The following is a 19,047-nucleotide window of genomic DNA, read 5'->3' as shown; positions in this document are numbered from 1 at the left end:
TCATATTTTGGAATGCTGAATGCAGCGTTATTCTTGATAGCATTTTTAATACTGACAAAGTACAAAAAATTGATGAAAGAGAAGATTGGTAGTTTTAAAGTAGATAATAAAGAGAAGGTAAGTACTAAAAGATTTTTAAAAGATACTATTGAAAACTTTAAAATACTTCGTGAGATAAAGAAAATTTATAACTTTGTTATACTATTTTTAGGGATGAATTTTTACTCATCTGCGATGTTCGCTTTACTTCTAGTAATTCTAGTAAAAAATGAGACCTTACTATTTGGGAATGTAGCCTATACTATTACTTTATTAGAAATAGTGGAAGTAGTTAGTACAATTATCGGAGGTGTCTACCAAATTAGTTTTTATAAAAATATGAGTTTAAGAAATAATGCTATATTAGAAATAATTTTATTCATTATGTATGTAGGAAATCTATTGATACTCCAAAATAAATTTATACTTTTTATTTTAACTGTAATAATAGGTTATTTTGCAGGAATATCGAATCCAAAACTAGATGCATTGATTTTACAATCAGTTCCTGAGGAAAGACAAACGTCAATATATAGTATTTTTAGTACCGTTATTACTATTTCAGTACCAATAGGAACAACAGTAATATTATTTTTCGCTAACGCTATTAGTGCATCATTTGCATTATATAGTTTATTAGTATTATTAATTATAGTTTTGATGTATTCATTTAAAGTTAAACAATAAAAAATAATCCCCTTAGATTTTGTCTAAGGGGATGATTCTATTCATTACTTCATGGATGAAAAGAAGTATGAGTTTAATGTTCTGAGATTATGAATGAATAGCTTATTGATTTTCTACGAATTTTTTCTCATCAAATCCGAACCAAGCTGCTTCCATGATACCTTCCATATCTTTGATTAGAGCTAATCTTGGGTTGGCTGGAGTACATTGGTCTTCGTAAGCATCCATTGCTAAAGTAGGTAGAGCTGCTTTGAATGCTTCGTAGTCAACACCATGATCTCTGAAGCACATTGGAGTTCCTACACGTTTACCAAGTTCGAATACTGCTTGAGCATAAGAATCAACTGCTTGTTCAGGAGTATCAGCTTTTAGTCCTAGCATACGAGCGATGTCTTGGAATCTTTCATCAGCTTGATAGTGTTCGTATTTAGGCCATAGAGATACTTTACCTGGGCGAGTACCATTGTATTTGATTACGTATGGTAATAATGTTGCGTTAGTTTCACCGTGGATAGTGTGGAATTTACCACCGATTTTGTGGGCCATTGAGTGAGAAATTCCTAAGAATGCATTTGCGAAAGCCATACCAGCTAAGCAAGAAGCATTGTGCATTTTTTCTCTAGCATCTTTGTCAAATTCTTTAACAGATTTTTCTAAGTTTTCGAATACAAGTTTGATTGCACGAAGTGCTAATCCATCAGTATAATCGTTAGCAAGGATAGAAGTGTATGCTTCTGTTGCGTGTGTTAATACGTCCATACCTGTTGAAGCTGTTGGTCTAGCTGGTACAGTTTGAACTAGTACTGGGTCAACGATTGCTACGTGTGGAGTGATAGCATAGTCAGCTAACGGATATTTTTTATCATTTTCTTTATCAGAGATTACTGCGAATGGTGTAACTTCACTACCTGTACCAGAAGTTGTTGGAACAGCGATGAATTTAGCTTTTTGTCCTAAGTGAGGGAATTTTACAGTACGTTTTCTGATATCTGCGAATTTTTGAACTAATTCAGTGAAGTCTGCATCTGGTCTTTCGTAGAATAACCACATGATTTTAGCTGCGTCCATTGGAGAACCACCACCTAGTGCTACGATAGCGTTAGGTTTGAAAGTATTCATGATTTCTAATCCACGTTTTACAGTTGTGATATCAGGGTTAGGTTCTACTCCAGCGAATACTTCGTATTGAACTTTATTTTTACGACGGTTTAATTGATCGATGATGCGTCCTGCGAAACCAAGTTTAACCATTGATTCGTCAGTTACGATCATTACTCTCTCTAAACCCTCCATTTCACTTAAGTATTTGATTGCGTTTGGTTCGAAGTAAACTTTTGGAGGTAATTTGAACCATTGCATATTGTTGTTTCTACGACCGATTAATTTGATGTTTAGTAAGTTGATAGCATTTACGTTACCAGATACTGAGTTACGTCCATAGCTACCACATCCAAGAGTTAGAGATGGGATGAATGCATTGTAAACATCTCCGATTCCTCCGAATGTAGAAGGTGAGTTCCAAACTACACGACAAGCACGAACTACTTTACCAAATTCTTCAGCAACTTCTTCGTTTTGAGTGTGGATTGCTGCAGTGTGTCCTAGACCGTTGAATTCAACCATTTGTCTAGCTTTTTCAATACCATCTTTTGTGCTACTAGATTTTAATACAGCTAATACTGGAGATAGTTTTTCACGAGTAAGTGGTTCTTTAACACCAACTTCACTACATTCAGCAGCTAAGATTACTGTTCCTTTAGGAACCTCGAATCCAGCTAGTTTAGCGATTTCTGTAGCTGGTTTACCAACGATTACAGAGTTTAATTTAGCTCCGGCACAGTTTTCAGAGTTTGCTTCAACACCGAATAATAAGTTTTCTAATTTAGTTTTTTCTTCTTTAGTTACGAAGTGTACTCTGTGAGATTTCATAAGTTTAACGAATTCATCGTATAATTCTTTATCAACGATTGCAGCTTGTTCACTGGCACAAATCATACCATTATCGAATGCTTTACTTAATACGATGTCGTTAACAGCTTGTTTAAGTTTAGCTTCTTTGTGTACATAAGCAGGTACGTTACCAGCACCAACACCTAGAGCAGGTTTACCGCAAGAGTAAGCTGCGCGAACCATTGCGTTACCACCAGTAGCAAGGATTGTAGCTACACCATCGTGGTTCATCAAAGCGTGTGTTCCTTCCATAGATGGTTTTTCGATGAATTGGATACAGTTTTCAGGAGCCCCTGCTTTAACTGCTGCATCACGAACGATACGAGCTGCTTGTTTAGAACATTCATTTGCAGATGGGTGGAAACTGAAAACTATTGGGTTACGAGTTTTTAAACAGATTAGAGATTTGAATACTGTTGTTGATGTTGGGTTAGTCGTTGGTACAACACCACAAACAACACCAACTGGTTCAGCTATAGCTGTAAGTCCATCAACGTCATCTTTATCGATTACTCCAACAGTTTTAAGATCGCGCATGTAGTTTACAATGTATTCACATGCATAAAGATTTTTAATCGCTTTATCTTCAACAACACCACGACCAGTTTCTTCAACTGCTGCAACAGCTAGCGGTCCGTGTGCTTCAAGAGCTGCAACGGCTGCTGCTTGAACTATTGCATCAATTTTCTCTTGATCTTCGATCTTTTTGAATTCATCTAAAGCAACTAATGCTTTTGATACTAACGTATTTACTTCTTCAACTGGATCTACAGTTTGTAATTTTTCTTTAGACATGATTTTTACTCCTTTTAATTCAGGAATTTATAACAGAAATAATGAGAATATCTGTAAAGTATAATAGTGGATAATTATCATTTAATTTTTGTTATAAACACCTCTTATTTGTTTACATTTATATTTTACACCTATAATTAATCGTTGTAAACATCTGTTATACAACTAAAAACCTAGATAAAATATATATTTTCATATAAAATTTGAACGTACAAATTAATGATTCGCACATTTTTAAATTCAATAATATATTTCTGTTATATAAATAAATTACTTTGATAATAGTTGTTTTCAACATTATTTTACATTATAATAAATAATTGATATATAACAGATTATAGAGAGTGTTATTATTTTGGATAGTTAAATATAATGTTAAAAATAAAATTTCTAGTATTGATAACGGCTATCGATTAAAGAATAGTGGATTTGTGTATTATAATAGAATGAAAAGAATAACAAGTATATTTATCGTAGTCTAACTAAGAGGTAATTAAGTAGGAGAGGGAGATAGAATGTAATTTTTTCAGTAATTTTTTAATGTGAATTATATTTATGATCTCCTTATATTTATTAACGATGATTAAATTAAAAAATATTTAAAAAATACATAGTTATTAGTTGATTTTTATTTTTAGAATTGATATAATAATCGCTAGAGTAATTTTATTACTCCTTACTCTCTAGTAAACTAGAGAGTCGCAAAGACCAAAAGGAGGTAACACACACATGAGAAAATATGAAGTAATGTTTGCTGTTCAACCACGTATCGATGAAGAAGCTAAAAAAGCTGTGGTTGATAGATTCGTAAATATTCTTTCAGAAGGTGCAGAAGCAGTAGAAGTTAAAGATTTAGGTAAAAAACGCCTAGCTTATGAAATCGAAGACTTCAGTGATGCTTACTACTATGTAGTAGAATTAACTTCAGCAACAGATGCGTCTACAAAAGAATTCGATCGTTTAGCAAAAATTAGCGATGACATCATCCGTCACATGGTAGTAAGATTAGAAAAATAAGGGGTGAAATACTATGGTAAATCGTGTAGTATTAGTAGGTAGATTAACTAAAGATCCAGAATTGAGATATTCTAGTTCGAATATTCCAATGCTTTATTTCTCAGTAGCTGTAAACAGAACATTCACTGACCAAAATGGTCAAAGACAAGCAGACTTTATTAACTGTGTAGCTTTTAGAAAGCAAGCAGAAAATATGGCACGTTTTTTAGGACGTGGTAGTCTGATTTCTGTTGAAGGTAGAATACAGACGAGAAATTATCAAGGTAAAGATGGAAACACAGTTTATGTTACTGAAGTAGTAGCGGAAACTGTTCAATTCCTTGAATCAAAAAATAGCTCACATAGTAGACAAAACAATGGTTTTGACTCTATGAGTTTTAATCAACCTCAATCACAACCAGCGTATAATAATAATCAAAATTATTATAACAACAATACTAATCAAAACTTTGGACAAGCTAATTCAGCTATGCAAGATTTTATTAATGATAGTTCATCATTCTCTGACTTTGGGGAAAACTTCCCAAGTAATCTAGATGATGACTTCATGCAGGATGTAGTAAATCCGTTTAAAGAAGACTAAAATTACATAGGAGGACATGCACAATGGCAGTAAATAACAATCGTCGTAACAACATGCGTCGTCGTAAAAAAGTATGTTATTTCACTAAAAATAACGTAGAATTTATCGACTACAAAGATGTAGAATTACTTAAAAAATTCATCTCTGAACGTGGAAAAATCTTACCACGTCGTGTAACAGGTACTTCAGCTAAGTACCAAAGAATGTTAACTACAGCAATTAAAAGAGCTAGACACATGGCACTTTTACCATACGTAGTAGACGAAAAATAAGAATAAGAGTGAAAAAGATGAGCTTAGGCTTGTCTTTTTTTTGTGCTTTGATATAATAAGAGAGAAATATAGTAAAAATTATCGGTTATGATAGGGGGAATAGGGATGGAATTAAAAAGATTAGATGAAACTAAAGTATTAAAGGATCCAGTACATAGTTATATTCATATTCATTATGAAGTGATTTGGAATTGTCTTGATAGTAAAGAATTCCAAAGATTGCGTCGTATTAGACAATTAGGGGGAGATTTTCAAGTATATCCAACAGCCGAACATTCAAGATTTTCTCACTCGTTAGGGGTATATGAAATTGTAAGAAGGATGGTAACTGAGGTTAAGACGCTATGCGCTGAGTTAACTGAATATGAAAAAGTGTGTGTGATGCTTGCTGGGTTATTACATGATGTTGGACACGGTCCGTTTTCTCATGCTTTTGAACATGTAACTAATCATAGTCATGAGGAATATACAGCAAAAATAATATTGGGGGACACTGAACTTAATTCTATTTTACGAGCAGTATCTAAAAAAATGCCTGAAGATATAGTTTCTATTATTCAACATACTCATGAAAATGATATATTGAATCAGATTGTTTCTGGGCAACTCGATGCTGATAGAATGGATTATCTACTACGTGATTCTTACTTTACAGCTACGAGTTATGGACAATTTGACTTAGAAAGAATATTGCGTACGATGCGTGTTAGAAAAACAAGTGAAGGTAGGAAGGTGATTGTAGTAAAACATACAGGTATCCATAGTGTAGAAGATTATATTATGGCGAGGTACCAAATGTACTGGCAAGTTTACTATCACCCTGTAGCTAGAAGTTATGAAGCAGTGTTTATTCAACTATTTAATAGATTGAAAGATATTTTTAAAGACAATAAAGATTATTTTGAAGATATGAAGGTGCTAATTCCATTTTTAGAAAAAGCTGAAGTTAGTGAAGAAGAGTACTTCAGATTAGATGAGAATTCGTTATTATACTGTTGTGCTCTTATCCAAGATAAAGAGGATGTAATAGCTGCAGATTTAGCGAAAAGATTGCAAAATAGAAAACTTTTTGAGTATGTAGATTATAATGAAGAGAATTTAGCTCAAATACAAAATATGCTACGTGAGAATGGGTATGATGAACAATACTATTTAAGGATAGAGAATATAGAAGCGAGTGTCTATAGCCCGTATAAAGGTAGAAAAATTTTAATTGAGAAATTAGATGGACAGATAGTAGCTCTTGAAAAAGCGAGTACTATCGTTGAATCTATAACGAAAGGTCAGACTAAAAAAGAGGGAACTATATTTTTCCCGAGATAGAATAAAAAATTTAAGGTAATGTAGATATGTTTTAAAAGAGATAAAATAGGAACACTTCTATGTTGCCTTGTTTTTATATAGGGTTAAAAGATGAGGATTTTTAATTTTTAATTTAATTGTCAGAAAATAAAATATTTTTAACTTACTATTGATTTTAGTTTTCGGAAATGTTATAATCATAATTACATTATAAAAAACAAAAATAAATTAACAACAAAGGAGAGATGTAAAATGTTTGAATTAGCAAATGTAGCGAGACCAGGGGTAAGTGAATATATTTCAGGAAGTGGGGCATTGTCTGCACTTGATAATAGATTAGAAGGGTTTAAAACTCCTTTGATTGTTACTGGAGAAAAATCTTACGCGGCGTTTACGAAGTTTTATAAAGGAAATAGAGAATTTAGAGTGGCAAAATATGATGGATCAGCATCTTATGAAGATATGCAACGTATTGCAGATGAATTTGGAGAAGGTGTTGATGTAGTTCTTGGAGTAGGTGGAGGTCGTGTTATCGACACTGCCAAAGGTGTAGCACAAAACTTAAACGTTGAGTACATGACAGTACCAACTGTAATCGCAACTTGTGCACCTTATGCACCTGTAGCTGCGGTTTATCACCCAGACCACACATTTAGAGAAGTTGCATACTTTAAACGTACTGCATATGCTTGTGTGGCAGACTTAGATTTATTATTAGAATCACCAAAAGAATATTTCGTAGCAGGTATCGGTGATACTTTAGCAAAATGGTATGAAGCAGTAGTTTTAGTTGAAAGAAACAATAAATTTAACGATCCTTTTGTAAGAATGGGATTAGAAGCAGCTAAAATCACTCGTGATGTACTTTTACGTGATGCTAATGGTGCATTAGAAGCTATGGAAAAAGGTGAAGTAACTGAAAGTTTCAAAAATGCTGTAGACACAGTATTCGCAATCTCAGGATGTGTTGGATGCTTCGGTGTTCACTATGGACGTATGGCGGGAGCTCACGCAGTTCATAATGGTATGAGTTTAGTTAAAGAAACACACTCTGTGTTACACGGTACAAAAGTATCATATGGTATCTTAGTTCAATTACTTGCTGAAGGTAAGAGAGAAGAAGTTGAGAAACTTGTTCCATTCTATAAAGACAATAACTTAGCTTACAACTTAGCTTGTGTTAATGTAACTGAAGATGTAGAAGAAAAAATGAAGAAAATTGCAGAATTTGCAGCTAGTGAAAAAGAAACGTTTAAACTTGCAGTTGATGTTTGTACACCAGAAGTTGTATTTAATGCGATGAAAGAATTAGAAGAATTAACAAAATAATAAAATGATAAAAGACCTCGGATGATTCAATCTGAGGTCTTAATTTTTATGTTTTATAAGTTATTTTTTAATACTGGAACTAACATTGCGTTGCTAATGTTTTGTGCGGTATCGTCTTGAAGTAGATAATTAACGATTTCGTAACCGAATAAAATTGCGACAGCTGGTCCTTGGGCAGTGATTACATTTTTATCAACGATTACTGCTTTTTCGTTATTGTAAGTTTTGCAGTTAATTTCTTTATCGAATCCTGGGTAAGAAGTCACTTCTTTGTCTTCTAGTATACCAGCTCTACTTAAAACGATAGGTGCTGCACAGATAGCTGCAACAAGTTTTCCAGCGCTATACATGTCTTGGTAGAATGTTATTATTTTGTCGTTGTCACGAAGTAGTGTACTTCCGGGCATTCCACCAGGGATTACTATAGCATCATAGTCAAGGATATTGTCGATATCGTTAATTTTTTTATCTACTATTATTTTCACATCATGTGAGCTTGTTATGCGATCTTCGTTGTTGGCAGAAATTAGATCAACATGAATATTTGCACGGCGTAATATATCTAGAGGTGCGATAAATTCTAGCTCCTCACTTCCATTTTCAACGAATAAAGCAACTTTTTTAGTCATAAAAAATCCTCCTAATAGGTATTGTGTGTAGTTATAGAAAAGGTATTTTGTAAGTTTATATTTTCTCTCCTTACTATTTTTTGTGTAGCTTGCGACACCTCCATATCTTTTGTTGTACAAAAGGATATTCCGGTTAAGAAATAAGCCTGTAGTCTTATTTCTTCGCAGTAAAACACTATTGTGTTTTACTTTAGCTACTATAAAATAGTAAGGAATATAAAAACTAATTGGATACAATAAAATTAGTCTACTCTTAAAATATTCTTTTAAAATACTCTATAGTGGTGATAACAAAATTGAATAACAATTTTGTAAGGAGTAAATGAGATTATAGGCTCATTTACTAGGGAGTGACTCAAAAATCGTGATTTCGGAGAAATCGATTTTGTCGAGTCACCTCCGCACAGTTTATTAGGTATCTAAAAAGCTTTTATAAAGTGAATTTAGATATCGATAAACCACTGCGTTTATGAGTTTTTATGTATACTATTTTTAAAATCTAGTACTTTTGGGTCAGCTTCGTCCTTCGCCGCTATAAGAGTATGAAAAAATACAAGAGAAATTATATACCTATTTTATTTCTTTATTTTAATTTTATTGCATTTGCAAAGAAAAATCAACCACCTACGGAAGATGGTTGATTAAGTTTAAACTCATTGTTAATTATTTAGAAATTTCTAGAACTCCGTATCCAGTGTCGCGACGTTTGTATACTACTGAAATTTCATTTGTGTTGCTGTCTAAGAATGCGAAGAAATCGTGTCCTAGAAGTTCCATTTGGAATACAGCTTCTTCTCTTGTCATTGATTCTACTTTAAGTTGTTTAACTTTACCGAAATCTAATGCAGTTTCTTCAGTTTCTTCTAACTCGCTAGTAAGAAGATTTTCTTCAACAAATCCTTTTTCGCGTCCTTTTCTGTTGATTTTAGTTTTGTGTTTTCTCATTTGACGTTCAAGTTTGTCTACAACTAAATCAACAGCTGCGTATAAGTCTTCGTTAGTTTCCTCTGCACGAAGTGTTACACCTTTAAGTGGCACAGTGATTTCAATTTTTTTCTTATTATTTTTGTATACTTTAGCATTAGCGTAAACGTTTGCTTCTAAACTGTCAGCAAAGTATTTTTCTAATTTAGAAACTTTGTTCTCAACATACTCTCTAATTGCTTGAGTAATCTCTAAATTTTCTCCTCGTACTTGATATCTTAACATTTTAAAGCACTCCTTTCATAAAGTAGCCTAGCTACTTTATAGGGGGTTCCCCCTCTTTTTATAGTTATATTATACCACTTTTTGATAACGTTAGCAATATAGTTTGCATAAAAATGTCACTTTTATAAAATGGATATTTATTTTGCTTTATAAATATATTTTTGTTAAAATAAAATTAAATATAGCAATTATGGAAGTTAGAAAGAATTGTAGAAGCTTAAAATATTAACTATATGAGTAAAAATAATCTGAAAATTTAATAAATATTTACAGCTGAGGAGGGGAGAAAAAATGTTTTTTAGGGAGTACTGTGAATTTATAGAAGCACTTTATATAATTTATTATTCAAAAATGGATGATTATGAGAAAAGAATTAATTATAGAAGAATCAAAGAGAGTTATGATAGTTTTGGGAAAAGAAACGATGATTTTGAAGAAATTTATGATGAGATAACTACAGGAGCAGTCTATACTATGAAAGAAAGTGATTTAACTTTTTTAAGAAAGTACAATGGGCTGCTTTTGTCTATTTCTAGATTACTCAATTTAAAAATTAAATTACAATGTTTAGATAATTGTCCTTATATCCAGAAGATATATTCAGTAGAGTTGGACGAGGATAAATATCATTGTTTACAATGCGACAATAGAGATCAAAATTTATTTTTTAGTTTTGAAAATAATGGTATGAAGACTACGTATTGTAGGAGGTGTATTGATTTTGGAAGAAGTGATGATAATTTTGTAAAAATTCATATTAATATTCCAGTATCGAAAATAGAAGAACCTAAACGACTAAGTGTAAAACTGAGTGATGTCCAGGAGATAGCGAGTGAAAGATTGGTAGAGAATACTAGAAAAGATCTAAGTACACTAGTCTGGGCTGTTTGTGGTGCAGGAAAGACAGAAATAGTTTATGAGGTAATTTATCAAGCGATTCTAGAAAATAAAACTATTTGCTTAGCTATTCCAAGGAGAGATGTAGTTAAAGAATTATTTGAAAGATTTTCTCGCGATTTTAGTGGTTATCCTATAAGTGTATTACACGGTGAAGAGAAGGTTTTAGAAGAATCTAATTTTTATATAATGACTACTCACCAGCTTGTGAAGTATTACAATTATTTTGATATAGTGATAATTGATGAGGTGGATGCTTTTCCGTATTCAGGGGATGAATGTTTAGAAAATGGTGCGAAAACAAGTTTGAAAAATAATGGGGTATTTGTGTTTTTATCAGCTACGCCTTCAAATAAAATTAAAGCTAGTGTCGATGAAGTTATTAAAATACCTATACGATACCATAGATATTTATTACCCGTGCCGAAAATTAAAATTGAAAAGGCAGAGGTGTTTGATTTTACGAAAAAATCCAAATTTATAGAGAAATTTATAAAAGACAGGTTAGCGAAAAACAGACGAATCTTAATATTTGTCCCTGAAATAGGAATGTGTGAGACGACTGTACTTTATTTAAATAAGAGCTTGGCAGATGATATTATTATAGATTTTGTATATAGTGAAGATGAAAATAGGAGTGAAAAGATCAGGGCGTATTATGATAGGAAAATAGATATTCTTGTAACTACTACTATATTAGAACGCGGTGTGACTTTTGATTATCTAGATGTGATAATTTTTGATGCAAAACATATAAATTTCACAAAGTCAGCATTAATCCAAATTTCTGGGCGAGTAGGAAGAAAAGATTATGATAATAGTGGGGATATAGTATTTTTATCGGATAAAATTAGCGGGGAGATGAAAGCGGCGATTAAAGAGATTGAATATATGAATAACTTGGCTAAATATAGAAAGTTAAATAGGAGGTAGATTATGAATTGTAGTTTTTGTGGATCAGAAATTAGGAGTAAGTTAGGTTTCGATACAATTTTTAAAACAAAGGAAAAATTTCAACTGTGTGCTGAATGTAAGGGACATCTTGATATAAATGTGTTAGAAGTAGGAGAATACACTCTCTATTATTTCTCAGATTATAAGTTTGTAAAAGATGATATTTATTCAATAAAATATTTTGGAGATGTAGCGTGTGCGCTGAAGTTTAAAAATTTATTTAAACAATTTTTATCTTTAAATAAGTTTGATTTGATAACGATTGTACCTACTAATGAGATTCGGGAGATTATACGAGGATTTGATCATATTGAACAGCTATGCAGAATATGCGATATTAATTTTGAGAAGATATTAGGCTGTGAATATAGAGAAAAGCAGGCGAAACTTCATAAAGAGAGAAGGGAGAATAAATATTATATTCTACCTACTGTTTCTAAAATGGAAAAGGTTGGGAGTTTATTAATTATAGATGATATATTTACAAGTGGGAATACCCTATTAGGTTGTGCTAAAACTATAAGAGAATTTTATCCAAAGATAAATATAAGTTTTTTGACATTATCGAAAGTGATTTAATAAATAATCTGAGTATTTTTTACTTAACAACTTAGATATTTGTGGTATAATGTTAAAGTTGATTTTAAATGTTGTCTTAGAAAGGTTGGGAGTGACTCAAAAATCGTGATTTCGTAGAAATCGATTTTGTCAAGTCACCCCCGCACAGTTTATTAGATATCTAAAAAGCTTTTATAAAGCGCATTTAGATATCAATAAACCACTTCGTCTATGAGTTCTCATATAAATTTTGTTAATTTTTAGAACTTTTGGAGCAACCTCAAATTGTACAGTTAGGAGATGGTTAAAACAAAAATTTTATTTTCATTTATAATGATCGCATTAATTTTAATTTTAGTAGTTTTCTTGTCGAAAAAATTTGAATTAAATAAAGATCAAATTATTATTTTTTGGATATTAGTTTTATTTTGGTCGGCAATAAGTATTATAAGAGCATATAGAAAATTATATGCTATAACGCCGGTTGAACAAGGTGGACTTTCGTTAACTCCGGTACTTGCTGCACAGATTGCTGCAGGTTATGGACTTATGAGTTTAATTGTAAGGTTGCCGATGTTTTTAGCGAGCGATATTTTTAAGAGAAGAAAAATATTCGTGCAGATCTCGTTATTTTTACTAATTGTAACATCGTTTTTAGTTACGTTTAACGGAAGTTATGTGACGTTATACCTATCGTCATTATCTCTAGGTATAAGTGCAACAATGCTTGCCTTATTTAATGTTATTTTCTCAGAAACATTTTCAAGAGATAAGGCTGCGGTATCAGTTTCGATATTATCTGTAGCACCGTTATTAGCCGAATTTATCGCTGCACCGATACAATATGTCTTTACTATGAATACATATAAACACTTTGATTATATGTGGATAGTAGCAGGTGTTATTGCAGTAGTAACGTTTATATTATCGTTTATGATGAAAGATTATCGCCCAATTGATAGTGGTTTTTCATTTGATAAAGTAAAAGTAGTAATTAAGCATAAGAGTTTTATTTATATCTGTTTATTAGCATTGTTACTTTCATTTATTAAATTTTCAACAAGTGGTGCTAATATGATAGCTTATGGTAAAACAGAGCTAAACATGACGCCGCTTATGCTTGCGTATATGGATGCAGTCTTTGCTGTTCCTCAGCTTATTGCAGGGGTTCTTGTGGGAGTGTATTTCACTAGAAAATGGGGTATTCAAAAAACCTTATTATTCTTATTAGGATGTTCATTAGCATTCTACATAATAGCGTTGTATGTTAATAATCCATATGTTATTTATTTTAGTTATATTCTTAACGGATTAGGGTATGGAGGTGCATATAATGCGCTAATCTCACTTGCTATGCAATATTTTGATAGAGAATACCGTAATGTAAGTATGGGGATATACCAAGCGTTCTTCGCGCTAGGAATCTATTACGGAGATTATGTATATGTATGGATTGCTAAACATGTGAAAAATGGTTTATTTGGTTTCTCGCAAAGTAAAGCAATATTCTTAATAGTTATAGGAATAACTATAGTAAGTATGCTTATGGTTAAAATCAAAGTTAGAGATAATTAAAAAAAAGTTGATTCACGATTTTGTGAATCAACTTTTTTGTTATTTTAAATTTATTATCCGATTAGGTCGGCTCTTATCCAACCATTACTTCCTCCGTATGAAACATAAGCCCATGCTTCACCTTCAGAGTTTACTTCGATATAGTGTTGGTAAACAGAACGTCCTACTGGAATAGGAGTAATGATACTACTTGAGTCGTTAGAAGAACTTCTTAAGTTAACCCCAGCTGATGGTCTAACATAAACTGTACGCTCATCACTACGACGACTTCCAGAACTTGAAGAGCTAGAAGAAGCTGAAGGTTTGGAAGAGCTTTCTTTAACGATAATAGTTTCTTTTTCTTTAGCTTTTTCGTTTAAACCATTAACAGTGAATGTACGTTTAAATTCTCCTGTTGTTTTAAGTTTTAATTTGTTTACTGTATTTTTATTTAATGAAATAGTTACTTCTACTTTGTCACCATTTTTTAAATTACTTTGTTTATCAAATGAGATGTCTGGGTTTGATAATAAGTTTGAGATTTCCGCATTTGAGTTAGCAACTTCAGGAACTTTTTTAATGTCAACTTCAGGTTTTCCTTCACCTTCAGCACCATATGTTACGAAGTTTACTTCATATGTAGCTAAGTCGATAACATTTTCTTTTTTCAAGAATTTATTATAGCCGAAGTATAATTCTACTACTAGTACTACAAAAGTGATGATAGCTGTTAATACAACTGGAATAATACTTTTCTTTTTTTCTTTAGGTTCTTCCATATACATAGGAGGAACGTTGTAGTTTTGTTGTTGGTTGTTATAATCTTGAGGTTGTTGATACTGTGTGTTTTGGTATTGAGTGTTTTGATATTGTTGATCATAACCTTGATTATTGTATTGAGTGTTATTCAGATTCGGATCGTAATTATAGTTAGGATCAAAATTTTGATTATTGAAGTTTTGGTTGTTTGGGCCTTGACTATTTCTATTCATTTAATTCTCCTTTTTAATAATATTTTAGTTGGCGTAATCTCCACCAGGAGCGTTTAGATACTCTTCAAGTGAAATATTTTTTTCGTGGATTGTTTTAGCGATGTCTTCTCCAACGTAACGGATATGCCAACTTTCTTCCATATAACCGGTTTTATCTACGAATTCTGGTTTGTATCTAACGATATATCCATATTTATGTGCGTTATTTGCTAACCATTCAGCAGCCTTTTTACTGGCTTCGTTAGTTCCGTCTGACCCTAGTAGTTTACCTTGATTGTCGATAAGGTCGAATACTAAACCAGTTTGGTGTTCACTGTATCCAGGACGAGCTGAAAATCTGTCTGCTTCTTGTTTTCCATGAGCAGCTACATAATTATTGTACAGACCAGCCTGAGTATCGTAGGCTCTGAAACCTGATACTTGGTTAGAAACATTAAGACCTAATGCTTGAGCATCGGCAATAAGTTTGTTAACTTTTTGTCGTGCAGTAGGATCTTCTCCGGGATTATAATTAGCAGGTAATGGATGTTTTTTATTAGCTAAAATAATACCGTTGATAACTGTAGGTTTAGTAACTGTTTCTGGAGTTTTACCCATAGTTGATGATTCATTTTCACCATTTTTATTTTTATCGTTCTCTTTATTAGTAGAAGTCTTAGAATCTTGTTTTTGATTAGATGAATTAGGAGTTGTTGCTTTATCATCTTTAGTTAAATAATAAAAGCCACCCAAAGCAACAGTTAAAACTACTAAAGTAACTGTAACGATAGTAATAATATATTTTTTCATAAAAAAAATAACCCTTTCTTTAAGTTTAATAACCGCATTTAATTCATAATATTAATGCAAAAAAATATAAATACTAATTTAAATATATCTCTTATTAAATATGATAAGTTGAATAGCTGTTTTTGTCAATTATAAACATGATTTTTATTAAAAAATTACTATATTAGAGTTTAATAATCTTAAATTTCTAAATCTATATTAAAAAATATTTCTAATTTATTATTGTTTCAGGTGTAATAATGTTAAAAATACTAATATAAAATATTAATATAAAAGACATATTTATATTATTTTTATATTAAAAATAGAATTATTATATTTAGGTAATATATGTATTTTCTAAATATTGATGTAAAGAATTTAATGTGTTAATTTCCCAATGATTTATACTAGATTTAGCTAAAGTATTCATGATATTTTTTATAGTGGGCATAAAAATATTTAATAGAATAGTGAAATAAATAAAACACTGTAATAATTGTGACTGAAACAGTAGTAGAATTTAATTAGTTAAAAAATATAAAAAATAACATTAACTTCATGTCATATAATCTAACAAAATGTTGACGTAAGAAGGATTGAATTATAGCAGTCTTAGTAATTTTTTATGTCTAAGAAATATAAAAATAAAATATTGCTTAAGAATACTTAGTGCATTGATATAAAGGGTTTGGAGTCGTATTCATATTAAGTTGTTAACATTATTGTAAAAAATACTATATTAATATTTTTTAGAGAATAAATTAAAACGCTTTTAAAAGAGCTTGACATATAGCAGATTAAGGTGTATATTTTAGTCAATGATTTATATATTATCATCATAAAAGCTGCCGATTTTTAGGTGAACATTTTGTGACGAATCATAACAGGTTTTAATAAATGGCCTAAAAATACATTTATTGCAGGGAAAAGGAGTTTAACAATGAAGAATAAATCAAAAACTAATTGGAAGATAGATGAAAATACTACCGAGAAGTTTAATCGTTACGGTATTCGTAAGTATAACGTAGGAGCTGCCAGTGTAGCTATTTTATCAGGGCTTTTCTTTCTAGGAGGAGCAGATGCGCAAGCGTCAGAAAATACATCATCTCAAGCATCAACACAAGCTGTTGCAACGGAGAGTGGAAGTAGTACCACGGCTAATACGTGGGAAAAGGCTATAACAACAGTTGTAGAAAAAGAGAAAAATAATAATGTAGCAGCTACTGGTACAGAAAAAAAGTAGTTGAAACTGTAGAATCTAAGGCTGTAGAGGCTCAATCTGCGCCTAAAGAAACAGTAGCTACAGCACCAAAAGCTGAAACTAGAGAAACTAGTACTGATAGAGCTGTTTCTAGTACAGAAGGATACAGTGGATTCAGAACAGCTGGAAGACGTGGACCAAGTCGTCCAGCCCCAAGTCAACCAGTGAATCATCCAACTGCAACCCCTACGAATATAGTGAATGCATCAGCAGCGACTAATCATGACAAAATTGAACGTTTAAGAAAAGAAGATGCAATTGAGCCAACAGATGTAAGTAATGGCACTCATACATTTAGAGGTGAGGGATCTGCACGTGGTGCTCATCCAATTCATTATGATGTAACAACAACTCGTAGAGGAAATGGTATTGATGTGTCTATTAATTACCAAAGTCCTGGAAGTGGAGAATTTGTAAGAAATAATTTTATCCTTCACACAGGTAATGGTTTTGCTGCACCACAATTAAGAAGTGTATCAGGGACTAATGGGAATCCTAGTATTGTTAAGGGGCAAAACTTTATGTCTCATTCTGGATATACTTTAGCAAGTTCAGTAGATACTAGACAAAATCAATTAATAAAATTCTTCTTACCTTTCAGTAATGTAAATGGAGATCTATCATTTAGATTACAAACAACGACATTTAACGTTAACCAAGGTGGAGGAAGTGAAGCTACTATTAATGACCCTTATAGTAATTCAAACTATTACTTTAAAGAGCGCCCATTATACTTAGATGCAAACCCAACAGGAGGGGCTGCAGGAAGAAGAACTTTTACTGAAGCGATTGACTTCCAAACAATCTATCTACCAACAACTAAATTGGCAGAAGGTGAAACAAAAAAAGTTAGAGACGGTGTTAATGGTGAACGTCAAATAACTTATAAAGTACATAAATTCGGAGAAGAAACAGTTCTAGGATTACCAATTAGTAATACCATTTCAAGAGAAGCACAACCACGTATTGTTCAAATTGGTGTAGCAAAAGACTTAGTTGAAAAAACAGAAGTAGTAAAACCACGTGTTGATCAAAATAAAGTTGGTGATACTAATCACTTAACATTCTATTTAGACAAAGACGGAAATAATATCTATAATGAAGGTGTAGATGAACTTATACAAAATATAGATATTAAAGATGGTGCCAAAGGTGACAAAGGAGAACGTGGAGAACGCGGATTAGCTGGAGCCAAAGGTGACAAAGGAGAACGTGGAGAACGCGGATTAACTGGAGCCAAAGGTGACAAAGGAGATCGTGGAGAACGCGGATTAACTGGAGCCAAAGGTGACAAAGGAGATCGTGGGGAAACAGGAGCAGCAGGACGTGATGGAGTTACTCCAACAGTTACTGTTAAAGATAATAAAGCTGATGGTACACACACGATCACTATTAATGATGGTAGAGGAAATGTGACTAATACTGTTGTAAGAGATGGATTTGATGGGAAATCTCCATTAGTTGCAACAAATAGAAATGAAGAAGCTAAAACAACAACAGTTATTTTCTATTATGATGAAAATGGTAATAATGAGTTAGATAATTCAGATAAAAAATTAAAAGAAGTTGTGATTGCAGATGGTGCAAAAGGTGAGAAAGGTGACAAGGGAGCTACTCCTAAAGTTACAACTGCTCGTGGAGCAGATGGTCGTAGTACTGACATTACATTTACAGTTCCTGGTGAAGAGTCTGTTGTAGCTAACATAAAAGATGGTAAAGATGGACGTACACCAACTATTGACTTAAATGCATTAGCAGAAGCAGCAGTAAGAATTAATAATCAAAGAAGTGGAAGAGTAAGAAGAGCATTAGCAGACGACCCATCTACAGCATCAGCATCACAACCAGTAGAGGGTACTCGTATTACAGCATACTATGATAATAACGGTAACGGTAAATACGATCCAGGTGTGGATGAATTAATTGGTACAAGTGATATCTTGAATGGTACAAATGGACGTAATGGTGCAGATGGAGCTTCTGGAGCAGACGGACGTAACGGTGCTGAATTACTAAGTGGAGCTACTGCGCCAACTGCTAAAGATGGTAAAGACGGTGACACTTACATTGATGCTACTACAGGGGACGTTTACAAAAAAGAAGGCGAAAACTGGAAACAAATTGGTAATATTAGAGGACCACAAGGACTTAAAGGGGATAAAGGTAAAGATGGAATCCAAGGACCACAAGGACCAAAAGGAGACAAAGGAGCTCAAGGTGTTCAAGGTGAACGTGGACAAGATGGAGT

16 protein-coding genes are annotated in these 19,047 nt (G+C 32.4%); 11 read left to right on the top strand and 5 right to left on the bottom strand.

Annotated elements, in window-relative coordinates; translation table 11 throughout:
- Window positions 1-12 precede the first annotated feature (12 nt).
- On the top strand, window positions 13-726 hold the full coding sequence (locus tag O5Y44_RS02685; protein WP_371465474.1) for an MFS transporter: 714 nt from the start codon (window positions 13-15) through the stop codon (window positions 724-726).
- A gap of 102 nt (window positions 727-828) precedes the next feature.
- Here the strand turns inward: O5Y44_RS02685 and adhE are convergent, their stop codons facing one another.
- Window positions 829-3,471 (bottom strand): bifunctional acetaldehyde-CoA/alcohol dehydrogenase, encoded by a 2,643-nt coding sequence (gene adhE, locus O5Y44_RS02680; RefSeq protein ID WP_371465472.1) that lies wholly within the window; start codon window positions 3,469-3,471, stop codon window positions 829-831.
- A 729-nt stretch (window positions 3,472-4,200) separates the two neighbouring features.
- On the opposite strand from adhE, the gene rpsF reads away from it, so the two are divergent.
- The 5 genes from rpsF (at window position 4,201) to O5Y44_RS02655 (ending at window position 7,974) form a co-directional block, all read left to right on the top strand.
- Window positions 4,201-4,488, top strand: a complete 288-nt coding sequence (gene rpsF, locus O5Y44_RS02675) for a 30S ribosomal protein S6 (protein WP_003144346.1) — start codon at window positions 4,201-4,203, stop codon at window positions 4,486-4,488.
- Between the two features lie 13 nt (window positions 4,489-4,501).
- Complete coding sequence (locus O5Y44_RS02670; RefSeq protein WP_271966176.1) at window positions 4,502-5,071, top strand: single-stranded DNA-binding protein; 570 nt, start codon at window positions 4,502-4,504, stop codon at window positions 5,069-5,071.
- A 23-nt stretch (window positions 5,072-5,094) separates the two neighbouring features.
- Window positions 5,095-5,343: a 30S ribosomal protein S18 gene (gene rpsR / locus O5Y44_RS02665; protein WP_003148047.1), complete on the top strand. Its 249-nt coding sequence runs from the start codon at window positions 5,095-5,097 to the stop codon at window positions 5,341-5,343.
- Between the two features lie 105 nt (window positions 5,344-5,448).
- Window positions 5,449-6,666 carry an HD domain-containing protein gene (locus O5Y44_RS02660; protein ID WP_371465471.1) on the top strand — a complete coding sequence of 406 codons (1,218 nt, stop codon included), beginning with the start codon at window positions 5,449-5,451 and terminating at the stop codon, window positions 6,664-6,666.
- A gap of 231 nt (window positions 6,667-6,897) precedes the next feature.
- A complete protein-coding gene (locus O5Y44_RS02655) occupies window positions 6,898-7,974 on the top strand; it encodes an iron-containing alcohol dehydrogenase family protein (RefSeq protein WP_271966173.1) in 1,077 nt (358 codons plus the stop codon).
- A 53-nt stretch (window positions 7,975-8,027) separates the two neighbouring features.
- Here the strand turns inward: O5Y44_RS02655 and O5Y44_RS02650 are convergent, their stop codons facing one another.
- Entirely contained in the window at window positions 8,028-8,603 is a 576-nt protein-coding gene (locus O5Y44_RS02650) for a DJ-1 family glyoxalase III (protein WP_371465470.1), read from the bottom strand.
- Between the two features lie 663 nt (window positions 8,604-9,266).
- Entirely contained in the window at window positions 9,267-9,812 is a 546-nt protein-coding gene (gene hpf, locus O5Y44_RS02645; protein ID WP_271987217.1) for a ribosome hibernation-promoting factor, HPF/YfiA family, read from the bottom strand.
- Window positions 9,813-10,103: 291 nt separating this feature from the next.
- Here hpf and O5Y44_RS02640 point away from each other — a divergent pair, with 291 nt between their 5' ends.
- The 3 genes from O5Y44_RS02640 (at window position 10,104) to O5Y44_RS02630 (ending at window position 13,796) form a co-directional block, all read left to right on the top strand.
- Window positions 10,104-11,642, top strand: a complete 1,539-nt coding sequence (locus tag O5Y44_RS02640; RefSeq protein ID WP_371465469.1) for a DEAD/DEAH box helicase — start codon at window positions 10,104-10,106, stop codon at window positions 11,640-11,642.
- 3 nt (window positions 11,643-11,645) lie between these two features.
- Window positions 11,646-12,242, top strand: coding sequence for a ComF family protein (locus O5Y44_RS02635; RefSeq protein ID WP_371465468.1), 597 nt, complete (start codon window positions 11,646-11,648; stop codon window positions 12,240-12,242).
- Window positions 12,243-12,554: 312 nt separating this feature from the next.
- Window positions 12,555-13,796, top strand: a complete 1,242-nt coding sequence (locus tag O5Y44_RS02630) for an MFS transporter (protein ID WP_371465467.1) — start codon at window positions 12,555-12,557, stop codon at window positions 13,794-13,796.
- Between the two features lie 53 nt (window positions 13,797-13,849).
- On the opposite strand, the gene O5Y44_RS02625 is transcribed toward O5Y44_RS02630, so the two are convergent.
- Both O5Y44_RS02625 and O5Y44_RS02620 read right to left on the bottom strand, forming a co-directional pair.
- Complete coding sequence (locus O5Y44_RS02625; protein ID WP_371465466.1) at window positions 13,850-14,767, bottom strand: SH3 domain-containing protein; 918 nt, start codon at window positions 14,765-14,767, stop codon at window positions 13,850-13,852.
- A 24-nt stretch (window positions 14,768-14,791) separates the two neighbouring features.
- On the bottom strand, window positions 14,792-15,556 hold the full coding sequence (locus O5Y44_RS02620) for a M15 family metallopeptidase (protein ID WP_271966163.1): 765 nt from the start codon (window positions 15,554-15,556) through the stop codon (window positions 14,792-14,794).
- 922 nt (window positions 15,557-16,478) lie between these two features.
- On the opposite strand from O5Y44_RS02620, the gene O5Y44_RS02615 reads away from it, so the two are divergent.
- Together O5Y44_RS02615 and O5Y44_RS02610 are read left to right on the top strand one after the other, a co-directional pair.
- The gene (locus O5Y44_RS02615) at window positions 16,479-16,781 is read left to right on the top strand and encodes a YSIRK-type signal peptide-containing protein (RefSeq protein ID WP_316447324.1); all 303 of its coding nucleotides are present in this window, start codon (window positions 16,479-16,481) and stop codon (window positions 16,779-16,781) included.
- Between the two features lie 182 nt (window positions 16,782-16,963).
- Window positions 16,964-19,047, top strand: a 2,084-nt coding sequence (locus tag O5Y44_RS02610) for a G5 domain-containing protein (protein WP_371465464.1), incomplete at its 3' end; no start/stop codon positions are given.

Source organism: Gemella sp. 27098_8_155 (assembly GCF_041433725.1).
GTDB classification, from domain to species: domain Bacteria; phylum Bacillota; class Bacilli; order Staphylococcales; family Gemellaceae; genus Gemella; species Gemella haemolysans_D.
Note: the sequence above shows the minus strand (reverse complement) of the source record. Positions and strands in the feature narration are given on the sequence as shown.